Source organism: Streptomyces hygroscopicus subsp. hygroscopicus (genome assembly GCF_001553455.1).
Classification (GTDB): domain Bacteria; phylum Actinomycetota; class Actinomycetes; order Streptomycetales; family Streptomycetaceae; genus Streptomyces; species Streptomyces hygroscopicus.
This window is the reverse complement of record NZ_BBOX01000645.1, coordinates 1-777: the sequence shown is the minus strand read 5'-3', so window position 1 is coordinate 777 and position 777 is coordinate 1. Positions and strand designations below refer to the sequence as shown.

At 75.8% G+C, this 777-nt stretch carries 1 protein-coding gene; it reads right to left on the bottom strand.

Annotation, left to right across the window (positions count from 1 at the left end; translation table 11 throughout):
* The coding region (locus AXW62_RS44295; RefSeq protein WP_442267825.1) for a SpnB-like Rossmann fold domain-containing protein at nt 1–777 on the bottom strand (777 nt) is incomplete at both ends.

Sequence of the window (777 nt, the reverse complement as noted above, 5' to 3'; positions counted from 1 at the left end):
GGTTGCCGTGCCCGCCGTGTCCAGCCGCCAGGCTTCCGGCTGCTCCACCGGGCCCACCAGCCCCGCGCCGCCGGTACCGGCACGGGCCAGCCGGGGCACCAGCGTGCGTCCCGCGCGCAGGGCCACCTGGGGCTCGTCCAGCTCCATGGCACGCGCCACGGCGATGCGTACGGCGTCGGGGTGAGCGGTGGCGGTGTGCGTGGCGGCGGTGCCGACCGAGGTATCGACTTCGAGTTCGGCTGCGGGTTCGGCTTCGGGTACGGGTGCGGCTTCGGGTTCGGGGGTGTCGTCGCGGTCGATGAGTACGAACCGGCCCGGGTTCTCCGACTGCGCACTGCGTACGAGGCCCCACACGGCGGCCCCGGCCATGTCCACCCGGGTGGCGCTCTCGGGGCCGTCGACCGCGACCGCGCCTCGCGTGACCAGCGCCAACCGGGCATCGGCCAGCCGAGGTTCGGCCAGCCAGCCCCGCACCAGCTCCAGCGCCCGCGCCGTCACGGCCAGCGCCTCGTCCGACGCCGCCGCGGCGCTTCCGCCGGTGGACGCCATGTCGGCGAGTACGACCGGGGGTACGGCCTCCCCATCATCGAGTGCCGCGATCAGCGCCGCCAGATCCGGGTGGCCTCCGGTGCCCAGGACGGCCCAGCCACCGTCATCGGGGGCCGCCTCTCCGGCCCCGGCCGCGAGCGGCAAGGGAGTCCAGTCGACGGTGAACAGACTGTCCGTGTCGCGATGGCGGCGGGCCACCGCCGCCCGCAGCTGATCGACGCCGGCGGG